Origin of the sequence: Corynebacterium tuberculostearicum (assembly GCF_030229345.1) — a bacterium.
GTDB classification, from domain to species: Bacteria; Actinomycetota; Actinomycetes; order Mycobacteriales; family Mycobacteriaceae; genus Corynebacterium; species Corynebacterium tuberculostearicum_G.
The window spans coordinates 116,095-130,985 of the sequence record NZ_JASPGP010000003.1 but is presented as its reverse complement, the minus strand read 5'-3'; the positions used below and the strand labels follow the sequence as shown (position 1 = coordinate 130,985).

Sequence of the window (14,891 nt, the reverse complement as noted above, 5' to 3'; positions counted from 1 at the left end):
AGTAGTCGTGCACCTAGGCTGGTGGGGCAAACTTTTTCAAGCAAAGGAGTATTCATGGCTGACGCAGTAAAGTTCTGGTTCGACGTATCCTGCCCCTTCGCGTGGGCCACCTCGCGCTGGATTAAGGAAGTGGAAAAGGTACGCGACATCGAGGTCGAGTTCGAGCCAATGTCCCTGTCCGTCCTCAATGATGGCCGCGATCTTGACTCCACCTACATGGACATGATGAAGGCTAACTGGGGCCCAGCCCGTGTCTTTGCCAAGGTCAAGGCCGAGCGCCCTGAGAAGGTAGACGAGCTCTACACCGCGATGGGCACGCTGATTCACGCCAAGGGAAACGGTATGCGCACCGGTTTTGGCGCTTATGATGACATCATCGCCCAAGCCCTAGCGGAGGTGGACCTCCCGGCCGAGTTCTCCGAGGTAGCCAATACCGAGGATTATGACGAGAAGCTGCGCGAGTACCACCACAACGGCATTTCCGCTGTGGGCGATGAGGTAGGCACCCCGGTTATCAAGCTGGGCGAGACCGCCTTCTTCGGCCCAGTTATTACCCGCATTCCTAACGGTGAAGAGGCAGGCGAGCTTTTCGACGCCTCCCTGCGCCTTGCCCAGTACCCCTACTTCTTCGAGCTCAAGCGCTCCCGCACTGAGATGCCCCAGGTGGAGGAAAACTAAGCCAAAATAAGTATTATTACTCACCTCACACTCCAGTAGAAGGCGCTGGTGAGTCAAACCCTTCTGCCGTAGGGGCATGGGGCTAAATTGTCCACTCTTGCTGCTGGATTCGCGGGGCTGAAATGGTTGCGATCTCAGTAGCGGTATGCGGAGAAGCTAAGGGATGCCGGAAGGTAGGGCGTGTTTTCCTTGCCTGCCCCTACTTAGTCTTTAATTCTCCGCATAAATCGGGGAATGCATTATCCCGGATAGGATTCGCAGCCCACACCGTCCCCGTCCTCATCTCGTGCTGGCGAGTAGTCGGGGTCGCCAGGATAAACTTTGTGCCCAATTTCGGCACAGGTTCGACCAGATCCACCACCGGCTGGCGCTGGGTCGTTTTGTTGCTCGGCCGGCGGCGCTACGAATTGCTGTGCAACCTGTGGTGCCATTTCATCTGAGCACTGTTGAGTCCAACCGGAGGTTCCGTCCGAGAAGAATGTTGTGCCGCGTTCATGAATTGAGGGGTCGCCACAAGAGGAAACGGTCTTCTCTACAGGGGCTTGCTCAGCTCGTTCTTCCTCATTTGAGTCGCCTAATGCAGCGTTCGGATTATCGTGTATGTGGAGATCGTCATCGTCGTGCTCATCCTCTTCGCCAGGTTCTTCGACCTCTGATGGAGGCGTAACCTCGCTAGATGAGGAGGTAGTGGCGCTACTTGTCGAGCTAGTTGTAGAGGACGTGGTGGTGCTCGACGGACTGCTGCTGGTCGTGCTCGAAGTGGTCTCGGAGCTTTCGCCTGAATCGCTACATGCTGATATCAAAAGCGTGGTTGTAACGAGAATGGGTAGTAGCTTTTTCATGCTCTAGTCCTTTGGGGGAGAGTTTCAGACTTTACTAAGAGGCTACTCGATTCTTAGCCATTTCCTGGCCTGTTCTGGATATGAATCGTCTGATTTCTAGATTTAAAGCGACGGTAAGCGGTGCCGGAACTGATCTTTGCCGGCAGTCTAGAGGTAAAGAAAGAGCTTCCACCCAAAGATTCCGTTTCTTGCAGCTACTGGGCGGTCTTTTCACGTCGGCGCAGCTGAATCGCGGCGCCGACGCACAGTGCGATGGTCAGCGGGGTCAAGATGAATGCCGGCAGACCTGCGATATTGATAGAGGGAAGTTCCATGCCGGCCCGAAAATTTTCCCACGCGACTAGCGCCCAGGATGCCCACGAGGTGCCGGCAAGAAGCGCGATAATGCCCGCCGCAATCGCGCCCCCGTTGGCCCGCGGATTCCCGCGCACCTTCTGCGCAATCCACCACACTCCCAGGCCTAGGTGAGCCAAAGTGGCAAGAATGCTCGCGATAAGCGGGAGGAGGAAGCCTTCGGCGCCGGAAACCTGAACACCAAGCATGATGATGCAGGCGAGAAGGCTCCCGCCGTAGAGCGCGAGGACTGGTTTGGTTATAGGCATGGCTTTCCTCCTTTATAGCGATAGTGGTCGCCCGCGAGCCTATCAGGAAAATATAATACGAAACGGAGTGGGCGCTAAGCCTCCTCAAGGCGCGCCGGGCCGGTAGGATGTGGGCCATGCGCGTATATCTAGGAGCAGACCACGCAGGTTTCGAAACCAAGAACCTGATTGCTGAACACCTCACCAAGCAGGGCCACGAAGTCATTGACTGCGGCGCCCATACCTACGATGCCGAGGATGACTATCCGGCCTTTTGCATCGAAGCGGCACAACGCACCGTCAACGATCCGGGTTCCCTGGGCATCGTGCTTGGCGGCTCCGGCAACGGCGAGCAGATTGCTGCCAATAAGGTCAAGGGTGCTCGCTGCGCACTGGCGTGGTCCGCAGAGACCGCCCGCCTTGCCCGCGAGCACAACAATGCCCAGCTCATCGGCATCGGTGGCCGCATGCACACCGAGGAGCAAGCACTGGAAATCGTCGACGCCTTCCTGGACCAAGAATGGTCCCGCGCGGAGCGCCACCAGCGCCGCATCGACATCTTGGCGGAATACGAGCGCACCGGCATCGCCCCAGAGCTGCCGGAGGCTTAAGCCCAGCAGAAGAAACGCCGCGGACCAAAGTTGGTTTCGCGGCGTTTCTGTGTGCGCACCGGCCGGGTCGGCCGAGACGGGCGCTAAGCCTTAGGCGTCATTCATGTCATTCGGGTGCGGACCGCCACGTCCCTCTTCGCCCTCATCCAAGGCGGTGATGGCAGACATCTCGTCCTCGGTGAGCTCAAAGCCGAAGACGTCGAAATTCTCCGCGATGCGCGATGGCGTGGCGGACTTGGGGAAGAGGATGACGCCATTCTGCAGGTGCCAGCGGATGACGACCTGCGCTGGGCTGACATCGTGCGCTGCAGCGGCGTCGGTGACCTCGGGGGCATCCAAAATATCGCTCTTACCCTGGCCCAAAGGCCCCCATGCCTCAATAGCTACGGTGTGGGCACGGAAGGCGTCCAGCTCGCGCCAGCGCTGCAGGTAGGGGTGAAGCTCGACCTGATTGACCGCCGGCTTAACGTCGGTCTTGAGCTCCAGCTGGTCCAGGTGCTCGAGTTCGAAGTTGGAGACGCCGATGGACTTTGCCTTGCCCTGCTTCTGCAGCTCGATGAGCTGCTGCCACGCCTCGACGTAGGTTCCCTTCGCCGGGGTCGGCCAATGGATGAGGTAGAGATCCACATACTCTAGGCCGAGCTTGTCCAAAGATTCATCAAGAGCTGCGGCGGCATCGGTCTGGCGGTCATTCCACAGCTTGGTGGTGACAAAAAGTTCCTCGCGCGGAATGCCGGACTTGGCAATTGCCCGGCCCACGCCTTCCTCGTTGCCATAGATAGCGGCGGTATCGATATGGCGATAGCCCACGCGCAGGGCCTCGGCTACCAGCTCTTCGGTCTTATCCGGATCCATTTGGAATACGCCAAAGCCCAGCTGCGGGATGGTATTGCCGTCATTAAGGGTGATGTTAGGTACGCTCATGCGCCCCAGACTACCTATCTACTGCAGCGGGCCGAGCGTGATGAATTTATTCCACGTCTCCCACTCATCTTGCAGGCGGGCGCGCTCGTGGGGTGGGGTAGCGGTGTCGTCGATAAGCGCGGCATCAATCATGCGCACGCCATTGTCAAAGAACAACGCGGCGTGCCCCGAGGCGCCATGGCGCAGTACCGGAACCAAGTTCAACCCATCGAAGGACAAGCGAGCATTGGGCCGCACATCCAGCCCGGCAATGGCGGCGAGGGTAGGAGCCAAGTCAATAGGGGAGACCAGCTCGTTATTCTCCCCGTTTTCCGCCACGCCCGGCCATAGCACCGACATGGGGGCATTTCCGCCCAGCAGGGAGCAGACGGCAATGACGCCTTCAACCTGGTCGAGTTCCTCCAGGCTGGGCTGTTCTAGCAAGCGAAAGACGTCTTCACCGGCCGGTTGCGTGTCTTCGTGGACCTCATAGCCCGCCCCAGCAAAAACCTCGCTGATGCGCGTGGTGGCTTGGCGCTGCGGGTACTGGCCGGTCAGGGTGCCGCGGCGGGAGTCCGCGTACGTTTCCGAAGGCACCCACGTGTTATTAAAACGAACGCCGCGCAGTGCGGTCTCCGGCGCATGGTCAAAGGTCGCAAGAGTGATATCCATGGACTCAATTCTATGCTTGCCGACGCCCCCTTCGGCCAACTTTGCCCACACAAATCACCGCCGCAGCTTTAGTCGAGCTCTAGACCCTCGATGCCGTGCACCGTTACGGTCTCTGAGAGCGGCGCGCGGCCCGGAGCCGTGTTAAAGACTGGGCTAGATTCATCGGCCGTACCAAAGGTAATGGCGGTGACCAGTTTGTAGTCCTCGTCCACGCCGAGGAATTCACGTGCGGTTGGCGCAATCAGGGAAATCATGCCCTGCGGGATGCCGTGATAGCCGTGTGCCTCCAGGGAAAGCAGGAAGTTTTCGGTGTAGGTTCCCTGGTCGAAGGCGGCGCGGATGCGGTCGCCCATCGGCGGGATAAAAAGCAGTACCGCATGGGGCGCGCCAAAGAAGCGCAGGTTTTCGCGGATGAATTCCATGCGGCCTTCTTTATCTTCGCGCTTAATGCCAAGCAGCCCGTACATTTTGGCGGCCAGCTCCTGGGAGCGCTGGGGGTGGATGCCCTCACCATAATCTGTGGTGAAGTCCGGGCTAAGGCCGTTGGTATCGAATTCCTTAATCAGCGCAGCGCTGAGCTCCTTGAGCTTTTCCCCGCCCACTACGTGCACGTTCCACGGCTGGGTATTGGAGTTGGACGGTGCGGATTGAGCGTCCTCCAAGACCTGCTTGATGTCTTCAACCGGCATAGGCTCCGGCAGGAACGCGCGGGGAGAATGGCGGTTGCGGATGAATTCGGAATACTTATTGGATGAAGTCATGCGCGCCACCCTACACATCACCGCATGTGTCTGCCTTAAACCAAGCGTGGCCAGCGCGGGTGAGCGGGTCTGGGGTAGGTAAAACGAAAAAATCGCCCACCTGAACGATGGGCGAAAGTGGAGGGAATGACGGGAATCGAACCCGCGTCTTCAGCTTGGAAGGCTGAGGTATTAGCCACTATACGACATTCCCACAGAGCGCTATTGAACGCTGCGCCATACTTTAGCGCACGCGGGGGCAAAAATGAAAATAGGGAACTAGGGTGGCGCTTGAGCCGTTGTTATAAGAGGAATGGCCCTATCTATAGAAAGCGATGATCGTAGTGGGAATTTTGCTCCTTGTGCTGGTAGTCGGCGGAGGTGCGTGGTTTATGTCTTCGCGCAACTCCCAAAAACGCCGCGAGGAACGAGAAGCACAGCAATTGGCCGATGCACAAGCTGACGCTCGCCGGTGGATTGAACGCCTGGGCGGCCAAGTAATGCAGATTTCTGGCACAGACTCTGCCTCCCAGCAGGCAATGGCCGATGCGTCCGAGCGTTTCACGGCAGCTAACTCGGCGATTTCGCGCGCCACCACCGCAAAGCAGGCGAACCTAGCGCGTGAGTCCGCCTTGGAAGGCATGCACTATGTGAATGCTGCACGCGAGATTATGGGCATGAACCCGGGACCAGAGCTGCCACCGCTCGAGGGGCAGCGCGCCGCCGGCAAGGTGACGGAAAAGCGCACCGTGGAAGCGAATGGCCAGCAGATCACTGCTTCGCCGTATGCCTCCGCGGATACCCCGAACTACTACCCAGGCGGAACCGTGGCCGGCCGTCCGGTTCCGGCGGGTTGGTATTCCCGTCCGTGGTGGGCTGATGCATTGCAGACCGGCGTGTGGATGGTTGGCTACTCCATGATGTTCAATGCCCTGTTCTCCGGCATGTCTGGCATTGGTTATTCCGCGGCCGCTGCTGAAAGCGGCGACTGGGGTGGCGGTGATGGCATGGGCGATGCCGGCGAAATGGGCGGTGACGCTGGCGATGCTGGTGACGCCGGAGACATGGGCGGCGGCGATGACGGCGGCGGCCTATTTGATGGCCTTGGCGATGGCGACGGCGGCGGATTCTTTGACGGAATGTTTGATTTCGATTTCTAGCCGCTAGGCTGTCAAAAGTGGCCTCTGTGCTGCGTTGATTCCATTAAGTGGGGGTCCGTTTAGGAGATTTAAAACGGACACGGTACACTGTCTCAGGTATGCAACGCAGCCAAGGCAACTTGGTGGCCTACATACGGGGCGTGGCGCAGTTTGGTAGCGCACCTGCTTTGGGAGCAGGGGGTCGCAGGTTCAAATCCTGTCGCCCCGACGTATGGGGGTCTGGAAATGCCCTAATAAGGATTTCCGGACCCCCTTTAAGTTTATGTACGTAAAACAATGAAGCCAGGGAGATTCACTCGTGAAGACCACCGTAGACAAGCTGAGCGATACCCGCGTTAAGCTCACCGTCAACGTTCCGTTTGCGGAGCTGGACCAGGAAATCGATCAAGCTTACGCGGCAATCGCGCAGCAGGTTTCTATTCCAGGTTTCCGTAAGGGCAAGGCACCGCGCCAGCTTATTGACGCTCGCTTCGGCCGCGGCCCCATCCTGGAGCAGGTTGTCAACGACATGCTGCCTTCCCGCTACGAGCAAGCAGTCAAGGAAAACGATCTGAAGGTCATTGGCCAGCCGGACGTTGACATTTCCAAGATCGAGGACAAGGACTTCGTGGAGTTCACCGCCGAGGTTGATATCCGCCCTGAGTTCGAGATTCCGGACTTCTCCAAGATCTCCGTTACCGTCCCGGCCCTGAAGGCTGACGAAGAGGACGTCGACAAGGCTCTGGAGGAGCTGGCAGAGCGCTTCGGTGAGCTCAAGGACACCAAGCGCAAGATGAAGACCGGCGACTACGCCATCATCGACATCACCGCTGAGATCGACGGCGAGAAGATTGAAGACGCTTCCACCGAGGGCCTTTCCTATCGCATCGGTGACGATGACCTCATCAAGGGGCTGGACACCGCCCTGCGTGGCATGAAGACCGGCGAGGATAACGAGTTCACCTCCACCATCCAGTCCGGTGAGCACAAGGACGAAGAGGCCACCATCAAGGTCCACGTTCAGCAGTCCAAGGAGCGCAAGCTGCCGGCTATGGACGATGAGTTCGCTCAGATGGCTTCTGAGTTCGACACCATGGACGAGCTGCGTGAGTCCACCAAGACCCAGGTGGAGGAGACCAAGAAGGCTGAGCAGGCTGCACAGATCCGCGATGAGGTTCTGAAGTCCGCACTGTCCGAGGTTGAATTCGAGCTGCCGCAGTCCGTAGTGGACGAGCAGGCTCACTCCCAGCTGCACCAGATCCTGGGCCAGCTGGCTCACGATGAGAAGGCACTGGCTCAGCTGCTTGAGGCACAGGGCACCTCCCGCGAAGAGTTTGATAAGCAGACTCGCGAGCAGGCAGAAGAGTCCGTCCGCACCCAGCTGTTCCTTGACGCTGTAGCAGAGAAGGAAGAGCCGGAAGTTTCCCAGCAGGAGCTGACCGACCACATCCTGTTCACCGCTCAGTCCTACGGCATGGACCCGAACCAGTTCATCCAGCAGCTGCAGTCCAACGGCCAGATCGCTAACCTCTTCTCTGACGTGCGCCGTGGCAAGGCACTGGCTGCCGCTATCTGCCGCACCACCGTCAAGGATGAAGAGGGCAACGACGTGGACGTTGACCAGTACTTCGGTGAAATCGAAGAAGAGGACGCTGCAGAAGCTTCCGAGGAGAAGTAATCTCTCGCTTGTAACGCGCTGCTGCCACATGTGTGGTGGCGAGCGCGCATGAAACCCCGGATTCAGGTAACTCAAGGATGAGCCTGAATCCGGGGTTTGTGTCATTGTGAACGCCCTCTAGGAGTCTTTGAGTACTTCGAAGAGGGCGTGATGTGTGTTGGCTGGGGATACCGCTAGCCGTTCTTGGCTCTAAAGGCCTCGTCGGTCAACTGCAGGAAGCGCATAACGTAATCCTTGACAAAGTCTGCGGTACGTTGATTGAGATGTCCGGACTCTTCGAAAAGGGTGGGGGATTGGCCCAGAAATACTTCGGGCTGACCAGGGAGCGGCATGTCGAAGTAGGACAGAGCGAGGCGAAGGTTCTTCTGTGAACTGTAGCCGCCCATGCGGCCTACAGAGTGGCTAATGATACCTGCGGGAAGGTTCTTCCACGCCACATCTGAGTTGGGTTTAGAGCCGATGTCCACTGCGTTTTTGAGGCAGGCAGGGATAGTGCGGTTGTTCTCTGGCGTAATGAAGAGGATCCCGCTCGAGTTCTTGATGGTCTCGCGAAAGGTGGTGTACTCAGCCGGAGTGGGCTTGTCCGTGACGGAGGGGTCATCGTAGTCGAAGTCATAGAGCGGCAAGTCACGGATTTCCACGATGTTTGCCTCGTAGCCTTCAGGGATCATCGTGAGCACCTCGTGTGCAATCTTGCGTGCAAATGACTCTCGGCGCAGGCTGCCGACGATAACGCTGATACGTGGGGTGGTCATGGTAAACCTTCTTTCTTAGTTGGGTGTAGGGAGACGTGGTCAAGGGAGAAAAGGCTTGCAGCCAAAGGCCGGTGGTGGGCCGGCAGCGTGGGCGGCGGTGAGGAAGCCATCTACTTTGTCTCCTTCTTCATGGCGGAAGTACAGTTCGATGAGTCCTAGAAGCCCCCCGAGGACGGCCTCTCGTGCGGCGGATGTATTCAACAGCCGCATGGCTGCGGGTTGGTTTCCTTCGCGGATGGCTTCAAACAGCGCGATGGTCTCAAGCCAGCTTCCTTGGTCCGGTCGCGGAAAAGGTTTAGAAATCCCAGTCATCATCACTCGTTTCTTCAGCAGTACCAATGACATAGGAGGAACCAGATCCGGAGAAGAAGTCATGGTTCTCATCTGCTCCGGGGGCTAGGGCCGCGAGGATTTCTGGGTTCACTTCCGTTTCTTCGGGCGGGAAATAATCCGGGTAGCCCAAATTCATGAGTGCCTTATTGGCGTTATAGCGAACGAACACGGCTACATCATCCATGAGTCCCAAAGGCTCATATAGCTCGCCGGAATAGTCCAGCTCTAGTGCATAAAGCTCTTCGAGCAAAGAAATGGTGAAATCATGCATCTCCTTCTGCCGTAGCGGGGTCGTGGATTCCAGACCGCGCTGATATTTGTAACCCGAGTAGTAGCCGTGCACTGCCTTGTCACGCAGAATGAGGCGGATCATGTCTGCCGTATTTGTCAGGGTGGCGTGGACAGAAAAGTGCAAGGGAAGATAGAAACCCGCGTAGAGAAGCAGCGAGGAAAGCAACGTCGATGACACCTTGCGTTTGAGTGGATCCGGCCCAAAATAGTGCGCGAGAACTTTCTTGGCGCGTGCCTGGAGAAGGTCGTTATTCACCGCCCAGCGGTATGCTTCATCAATTTCCTTTGTACTGCTCAGGGTAGAAAACACTGAAGAGTATGAACGGGCATGGACTGACTGCATGAAGGCGATGTTGGTATACACGGCCTCCTCGTGTTCGGTGCGGGCATCTTGAATCTGACAGATTTCACCCACGGTGGCCTGGACAGTATCCAGGGTGGTGAGTCCCGTGAACACCCGCATGGTGAGGTTGCGTTCCTCGGGTGTCATCTTCTGCCACGCCGGGAGATCATTAGAAAGCGGGACCTTCTCTGGCAACCAAAAGTTGGCGGTTAGACGGTTCCACACTTCAAGATCCTTGTCATCGCTCACCCGGTTCCAATTGATGGCGCGGATGCGGGCTGAAGGATCATGCCGGTAGCTCGGCGGAGTAACTGAAATGCTGGTTAGTTCAGCACTATTCGATGTTGACGACATAGCTTCTTTCTTTCTGAGTGAATGGTTGTGGACAAGGGGGAGGACCGTGCTCCTACAAAGCACAGGAGACGCAGCCTTCGACCTCGGTTCCTTGGAGCGCGGATTGGCGTAAACGGATGTAGTAGAGGGTCTTGATTCCGGCTTTCCAGGCATAGATTTGTGCCTTGTTGATGTCCCGCGTGGTGGTATCAGCGGTAAAGAACAAGGTCAGGGAAAGCCCTTGGTCCACGTGTTGGGTGGCCATGGCGTAGGTGTCGATGATTTTTTCGTATCCCACGGCGTAGGAGTCATCGAAATACTCCAGGTTGTCGTTGGTCATTTCCGGCGCGGGGTAGTACACGCGCCCCAAGCGGCCTTCCTTCCGTATTTCAATTTTGGAGGCAATTGGGTGGATGGACGCGGTGGAGTCATTGATGTAGGAAATTGATCCAGTGGGTGGAACTGCCTGCAAGTAGGCGTTGTAGATGCCGTCTTGCATCACTTGATTCTTGAGCCGTAGCCAATCCTCGCGTTGAGGGATCTGCACGCCTGCTTCGTGGAAGAGCTGTTTTACGTGTTCAGTGGCTGGCGCCCAGTCTTGGTCGATGTATTTGTCAAAGTAGGCGCCAGTGGCATAGGTGGATTCTTCGAAGCCTGTGAATCGTTGACCTTTTTCAACCGCGAGTGCATGGGATGCGCGGAGCGCATGGTAGGTCACCGTGAGGAAATAGATATTTGTAAAGTCCAGTGCCTCGGCGCAGCCATAAGGAATACGCTGTGAAGCAAGGAAGCCGTGGAGATTCATTTGGCCCAGACCAATGGCATGCATGGAAGCATTTCCGTGAGCGATGGAGGGAACAGCTTCGATATTCGTCAGGTCTGAAACCTTCGTGAGGGCACGCACTGCGGTTTCGACGGTCTCCCCGAAGTCCGGCGATTCAAAAGCCTTCGCAATGTTGAGCGAACCTAGATTGCAGGAAATATCCTGGCCAACGGTGGTGTAGTCACCCGAAGCTCCGTAGGTCGATGGCGTGTTGACCTGGAGGATTTCGCTACACAGGTTGGACATATTGATATGTCCTTTGAGGGGATTAGCGCGGTTGACCGTATCCTCAAAGAGGATGTAGGGGTATCCGGATTCAAACTGAAGCTCAGCCAGCGTGGTGAAAAACTCGCGGGCCTTAATGGTCGTGTGAGAGATTCGCGGATTGGCAACCAGCTCGTCGTAGTACTCGGTGATGGACATGTCAGACATGGCTACGCCGTACTCGCGAGCGATGTCATACGGGCTAAAAAGATGCATATCCTTGTTCTCTTTGGCCAGACGGAAGGTTATATCTGGAATAACAACCCCCAGCGAAAGAGTCTTGATGCGGACTTTCTCATCGGCATTTTCCCGCTTGGTATCCAGGAAGCGAAGAATATCTGGATGGTGCGCATGCAGGTAGACGGCTCCAGCGCCCTGCCGGGAGCCCAATTGGTTGGCATAGCTGAAGCTATCTTCGAGAATCTTCATGACTGGGACTACGCCGGAAGCCTGGTTCTCAATCTTTTTGATCGGGGCTCCGGATTCGCGCAGATTGCTCAGCAACAGGGCCACTCCACCACCGCGCTTTGATAGTTGCAGTGCAGAGTTCACGCAGCGGCCAATGCTCTCCAAATTGTCTTCGATTCGCAGGAGGAAGCAGGAGACCATTTCGCCGCGCTGGGCTTTGCCTGCGTTGAGAAAAGTAGGGGTGGCGGGCTGGAAGCGTCCGGTCATGATGTCATCCACCAGCTTTTCTGCGAGCTCTTCGTCGCCCTGTGCAAGGTATAAAGCTGTGGTGGCGACGCGTTCTTCGTAGCCTTCTAGGAATCGGGAGCCATCAAAGGTTTTCAGTGCATATGAAGTGAAGAACTTAAATGCGCCGAGGAAGGTGCGGAACTGATGCTTAACTCGATGTGCTCTGTCGTACATGGCGCACAGAAAGGCGTCATCATAAAGCTCAAGGAAATCCCGCTCGTAGTACTCGTTATCAACCAACCATTCCAAGCGTTGCTTGGTGGAATCGAACTGATGCATGCGGGGAGCGACATGGTGCGTGACATAGTCTTGTGCTGCCTGAATGTCCTTGTCAAACTGGATTTTTCCAGAAGCGTCGAACAAGTTCAGCTGCGCGTTGAGTGCGTGGTAGCTCTTGCGCTTGCCGACACCGCCGGCATTGTCTGCTGAAGCGGTGCGGGGCGTAGCGCCAATAGTCTGTGTGGGGGTGGCATCAAGAGGCCACATTGTGTTTTCCAATCTGTGTGATGCGGATGTGTTCTTCATCTTGTGGGGGATTAATGGGGTGTCATCGTTAGCTGCTTTTGCTGCTCCCAAAACTTCTGAAGGCCCTGCTTTACGGCGGCGATGTCCTTCTGGGTGCCGAGAAGCTCGAAGTGATACAGCTCCGGTACGTGGCACTTGGCGGAAATGATGCGTCCGGCGACGCAGTAAGCACTTCCGAAGTTGGTATTCCCTGAGGTAATAACGCCCCGGATAAAGGAGCGGTTGATTGGGTCATTGAGGAAGTCGATGACCTGTTTGGGGACTGCGCGTTTGAGCGAGCCGCCGCCGTAGGTGGGAACGATGAGTACGTACGGGTGTGAAACCTGGATCATCCCGGTTTTCTTGGGGCGCAGTGGAATGCGCACCGCGGGTCTATCTAAGCGTTCGACGAATCTTTTCGTGTTCTCTGAAACGCTGGAAAAGTACACCAAATCTGGTGAGTCTGACATGGCAATCCTGCTCATCCTGGCCTTAGCCATAAGTGGGGTAGGTGATATTCAAAAAGACTAACTACGCAATGCCGTAGTTGCAACTACGGTCTAACGTAGTTTTGAAAAGGGCAGGTGAGAGCAGGATTAATGCAAAGGGGAATGTCTAAAGGTTGTGGTGTGCTACAAACACTGCGTCGGTAGCTGGGCGTCCAAGTACTACCCACTGAGTGCCGCCGGCCACCTGTATTTCGAGAGAATCTGAAAAGGGCGCTCCCTCGCGCGTGCTAAGAACAGCCCCAGTGACAATGCCGCGCTCTTCAAGGAACTTCAGCAGTTGTGGGTCGGAATCAGAAATGCGTTCCACGGTCACCTGCGATTGTGCACCGCTGTCGGTGAGGCGATGCGCACTGGGGATGGTGATCTGTCCATCAACCGTAGGGATAGGATCGCCGTGCGGATCCCTAGTGGGGTAATCAAGGAACTTATCCACACGTTCTATGAGCATGTCAGACACCGCGTGTTCGAGATTTTCGGCTTCATTATGGACTTCGTCCCAGGTGTAGCCCAATGCTTGAACCAAAAAAGACTCAAGCAATCGGTGACGGCGCACCATGACCAATGCGTACTGCCTGCCAAGTTCGGTTAACTCCACAGAGCCATAGGGCGTGTGTGACACGAGCCCTTGCTTCGCCATTTTGCGCACTGCATCGGAAACCGAGGAGAGCTTGAGTCCCAGCTGTTTCGCTATAAGCGTGGCGGTAACGGGCTCGGATGACCATTCCTTTAGCCCCCAGATAGCTTTCAAATAGTTCTGGGTACTGGTGGACAGCTCGGAAACAGACATGAGTAAATGTTAACCCAGCTTCCGTGTGCGCCTTTGGCGCTGTGGCCCAACGCTCATAGCGAACAGAGGCCAAGTTTGAGAGGAATGCCGGTAAGGTGGGGCCAGTTAAAGCATTCTTCACTTGAAGGAGAACCACTAATGTCTGAGAAGATTTCAATGAACTCGTCGTCTACGGGTATGAATCTGAGCGATAGCGTGTACGAGCGCCTGTTGCGCGAGCGCATTATCTTCCTGGGAACCCAGGTCGATGATGAGATTGCGAACAAGCTGTGCGCCCAGATCCTCCTGCTGTCCGCCGAGGACCCCACTCGCGACATTTCGCTCTACATCAACTCCCCGGGTGGCTCTGTCACTGCGGGCATGGCTATTTATGACACCATGAAGTACTCGCCGTGCGATATTGCCACGTACGGCATGGGCCTGGCTGCCTCCATGGGTCAGTTCCTGCTTTCCGGCGGCACCAAGGGCAAGCGCTACGCTCTGCCGCACGCGCGCATTATGATGCACCAGCCTTCCGCTGGTGTCGGTGGTACCGCTGCGGACATCGCCATCCAGGCTGAGCAATTTGCTCAGACCAAGCGGGAGATGGCGGAGCTCATTGCCGAGCACACCGGCCAGACCTTTGAGCAGATCACCAAGGACTCCGACCGTGACCGTTGGATGACCGCCCAACAGGCCAAGGACTACGGCATTGTTGACCACGTCATTGAGTCCGTTAACGGCCCGCTGAGCAACTAGGGAATAAGGAGAAAATCACTATGAATCAGTCCCAGATGCCAAGTTCCCGCTACGTTCTGCCGTCCTTCATTGAGCAGTCCGCACAGGGCACTAAGGAAACCAACCCGTACTCCAAGCTGTTTGAGGAGCGCATCATCTTCCTGGGCACCCAGGTCGATGACACCTCCGCTAACGACATCATGGCGCAGCTGCTGGTCCTGGAGTCCCAGGACCCAGACCGCGATATCACGATGTACATCAACTCCCCGGGCGGCTCCTTTACCGCGCTGATGGCCATCTATGACACCATGCGCTACGTCCGCCCGGACGTGCAGACTGTGTGCTTGGGCCAGGCCGCTTCGGCGGCAGCTGTGCTGCTTGCCGCCGGTGCGCCGGGCAAGCGTGCAGCTTTGCCGAACTCCCGCGTGCTCATTCACCAGCCGGCAACTCAGGGTACTCAGGGTCAGGTTTCTGATCTAGAGATCCAGGCCGCCGAGATTGAGCGCATGCGCAAGCTGATGGAAACCACCCTGTCTGAGCACACCGGTCGTACCGCTGAGCAGATCCGCATTGATACGGATCGCGATAAGATTCTGACCGCTCAGGAAGCCGTTGAATACGGCATCATCGATACGGTCTTTGATTACCGCAAGCTCAACGCTTAATTTGGAATAACTCATTCTAGGTAGCCC

The 14,891-nt window shown here is 56.7% G+C and carries 18 protein-coding genes and 2 tRNA genes; 8 read left to right on the top strand and 12 right to left on the bottom strand.

The window, feature by feature from the left end:
• The first annotated feature begins 54 nt into the window (after positions 1–54).
• Positions 55–678: a mycothiol-dependent nitroreductase Rv2466c family protein gene (locus QP884_RS03270; RefSeq protein ID WP_284820683.1), complete on the top strand. Its 624-nt coding sequence runs from the start codon at positions 55–57 to the stop codon at positions 676–678.
• Positions 679–917: 239 nt separating this feature from the next.
• On the opposite strand, the gene QP884_RS11270 is transcribed toward QP884_RS03270, so the two are convergent.
• Entirely contained in the window at positions 918–1,109 is a 192-nt protein-coding gene (locus QP884_RS11270) for an excalibur calcium-binding domain-containing protein (protein ID WP_005327252.1), read from the bottom strand.
• A 256-nt stretch (positions 1,110–1,365) separates the two neighbouring features.
• Here QP884_RS11270 and QP884_RS03265 point away from each other — a divergent pair, with 256 nt between their 5' ends.
• Positions 1,366–1,527, top strand: coding sequence for a hypothetical protein (locus tag QP884_RS03265; protein WP_284820682.1), 162 nt, complete (start codon positions 1,366–1,368; stop codon positions 1,525–1,527).
• Positions 1,528–1,714: 187 nt separating this feature from the next.
• Here QP884_RS03265 and QP884_RS03260 read toward each other — a convergent pair whose 3' ends face one another.
• Complete coding sequence (locus tag QP884_RS03260) at positions 1,715–2,122, bottom strand: MFS transporter (protein ID WP_284820680.1); 408 nt, start codon at positions 2,120–2,122, stop codon at positions 1,715–1,717.
• A 116-nt stretch (positions 2,123–2,238) separates the two neighbouring features.
• Between QP884_RS03260 and QP884_RS03255 the strand changes: the two genes are divergently transcribed.
• On the top strand, positions 2,239–2,712 hold the full coding sequence (locus tag QP884_RS03255; protein WP_005327249.1) for a ribose-5-phosphate isomerase: 474 nt from the start codon (positions 2,239–2,241) through the stop codon (positions 2,710–2,712).
• 90 nt (positions 2,713–2,802) lie between these two features.
• Here QP884_RS03255 and QP884_RS03250 read toward each other — a convergent pair whose 3' ends face one another.
• From QP884_RS03250 to QP884_RS03235, 4 genes are all read right to left on the bottom strand, one after another.
• On the bottom strand, positions 2,803–3,636 hold the full coding sequence (locus tag QP884_RS03250) for an aldo/keto reductase (protein WP_284768625.1): 834 nt from the start codon (positions 3,634–3,636) through the stop codon (positions 2,803–2,805).
• A gap of 18 nt (positions 3,637–3,654) precedes the next feature.
• Positions 3,655–4,287 (bottom strand): hypothetical protein, encoded by a 633-nt coding sequence (locus tag QP884_RS03245; protein ID WP_284820679.1) that lies wholly within the window; start codon positions 4,285–4,287, stop codon positions 3,655–3,657.
• Between the two features lie 68 nt (positions 4,288–4,355).
• Positions 4,356–5,048: a nitroreductase gene (locus QP884_RS03240; RefSeq protein ID WP_250409298.1), complete on the bottom strand. Its 693-nt coding sequence runs from the start codon at positions 5,046–5,048 to the stop codon at positions 4,356–4,358.
• Between the two features lie 118 nt (positions 5,049–5,166).
• Positions 5,167–5,241, bottom strand: a tRNA-Gly gene (locus tag QP884_RS03235).
• Positions 5,242–5,362: 121 nt separating this feature from the next.
• On the opposite strand from QP884_RS03235, the gene QP884_RS03230 reads away from it, so the two are divergent.
• The 3 genes from QP884_RS03230 (at position 5,363) to tig (ending at position 7,844) form a co-directional block, all read left to right on the top strand.
• The gene (locus QP884_RS03230; protein WP_284820678.1) at positions 5,363–6,187 is read left to right on the top strand and encodes a DUF1542 domain-containing protein; all 825 of its coding nucleotides are present in this window, start codon (positions 5,363–5,365) and stop codon (positions 6,185–6,187) included.
• Between the two features lie 134 nt (positions 6,188–6,321).
• Positions 6,322–6,395 (top strand) — tRNA-Pro (locus tag QP884_RS03225).
• A 90-nt stretch (positions 6,396–6,485) separates the two neighbouring features.
• Positions 6,486–7,844, top strand: coding sequence for a trigger factor (gene tig / locus QP884_RS03220; protein WP_005324044.1), 1,359 nt, complete (start codon positions 6,486–6,488; stop codon positions 7,842–7,844).
• 173 nt (positions 7,845–8,017) lie between these two features.
• Here the strand turns inward: tig and QP884_RS03215 are convergent, their stop codons facing one another.
• The 6 genes from QP884_RS03215 to QP884_RS03190 all read right to left on the bottom strand — a co-directional run bounded on the left by QP884_RS03215 (position 8,018) and on the right by QP884_RS03190 (position 13,482).
• A complete protein-coding gene (locus tag QP884_RS03215) occupies positions 8,018–8,599 on the bottom strand; it encodes an NADPH-dependent FMN reductase (protein ID WP_284820676.1) in 582 nt (193 codons plus the stop codon).
• Between the two features lie 39 nt (positions 8,600–8,638).
• Complete coding sequence (locus QP884_RS03210; protein ID WP_070564615.1) at positions 8,639–8,914, bottom strand: hypothetical protein; 276 nt, start codon at positions 8,912–8,914, stop codon at positions 8,639–8,641.
• Positions 8,895–9,920 (bottom strand): class 1b ribonucleoside-diphosphate reductase subunit beta, encoded by a 1,026-nt coding sequence (gene nrdF, locus QP884_RS03205; protein WP_023020918.1) that lies wholly within the window; start codon positions 9,918–9,920, stop codon positions 8,895–8,897. The genes QP884_RS03210 and nrdF overlap by 20 nt, the downstream gene beginning before the upstream one ends.
• A gap of 52 nt (positions 9,921–9,972) precedes the next feature.
• Positions 9,973–12,168: a class 1b ribonucleoside-diphosphate reductase subunit alpha gene (gene nrdE / locus QP884_RS03200; protein WP_005324048.1), complete on the bottom strand. Its 2,196-nt coding sequence runs from the start codon at positions 12,166–12,168 to the stop codon at positions 9,973–9,975.
• A 50-nt stretch (positions 12,169–12,218) separates the two neighbouring features.
• Positions 12,219–12,686, bottom strand: coding sequence for a class Ib ribonucleoside-diphosphate reductase assembly flavoprotein NrdI (gene nrdI, locus QP884_RS03195; RefSeq protein ID WP_005324049.1), 468 nt, complete (start codon positions 12,684–12,686; stop codon positions 12,219–12,221).
• Positions 12,687–12,801: 115 nt separating this feature from the next.
• Complete coding sequence (locus QP884_RS03190) at positions 12,802–13,482, bottom strand: metal-dependent transcriptional regulator (protein WP_005324050.1); 681 nt, start codon at positions 13,480–13,482, stop codon at positions 12,802–12,804.
• 138 nt (positions 13,483–13,620) lie between these two features.
• Here QP884_RS03190 and QP884_RS03185 point away from each other — a divergent pair, with 138 nt between their 5' ends.
• Positions 13,621–14,220, top strand: coding sequence for an ATP-dependent Clp protease proteolytic subunit (locus QP884_RS03185; RefSeq protein WP_005324051.1), 600 nt, complete (start codon positions 13,621–13,623; stop codon positions 14,218–14,220).
• A 20-nt stretch (positions 14,221–14,240) separates the two neighbouring features.
• Positions 14,241–14,864 (top strand): ATP-dependent Clp protease proteolytic subunit, encoded by a 624-nt coding sequence (locus tag QP884_RS03180; RefSeq protein WP_005324052.1) that lies wholly within the window; start codon positions 14,241–14,243, stop codon positions 14,862–14,864.
• Positions 14,865–14,891: the final 27 nt, after the last annotated feature.